This is a genomic window from Streptomyces sp. SID13726 (assembly GCF_010548375.1).
In the GTDB taxonomy this organism is placed as follows: Bacteria; Actinomycetota; Actinomycetes; order Streptomycetales; family Streptomycetaceae; genus Streptomyces.
The window spans coordinates 1-401 of the sequence record NZ_JAAGLY010000741.1 but is presented as its reverse complement, the minus strand read 5'-3'; the positions used below and the strand labels follow the sequence as shown (position 1 = coordinate 401).

The 401-nt window shown below is 73.1% G+C and carries 1 pseudogene; it reads left to right on the top strand.

What is annotated here, in order from left to right:
* A pseudogene (locus G3I78_RS50060) lies at nt 1-401 on the top strand (glycoside hydrolase family 92 protein); the annotation flags it as partial.

Here is a 401-nt window from a genome sequence, read left to right as displayed (position 1 = left end):
CCGTCTCGCTCCTGCGCGAGGGCTCGCTGCTCGCGGCGTACGACAACGTCTGCATCGGCGACCTCGGCACGACCGTCGGCTCGTGCGACGGCCAGGGCGTGTTCTTCGACCGGGCCCAGCTCGCGGCGAAGGGCTTCGTCCAGGGCGAGCGCGGCACGGTGCCCGGCACCGACCTCGCGTTCGACGTCCCGGCGATCCCCGCCGGCCAGCCGGACAACGCGACGGGCGACGGCCAGACCATCGAGCTCGAGGTCCCCGCGGACGCCGAGCAGCTCTCGGTGATCGGCACGGGCACGGAGAAGAACCAGCAGGCCCAGGGCGTGCTGACCTTCGACGACGGCTCGTCGCAGCCCATCGACCTGAGCTTCGGCGACTGGTCGGGTGCGGCGCGCAACCCGGTG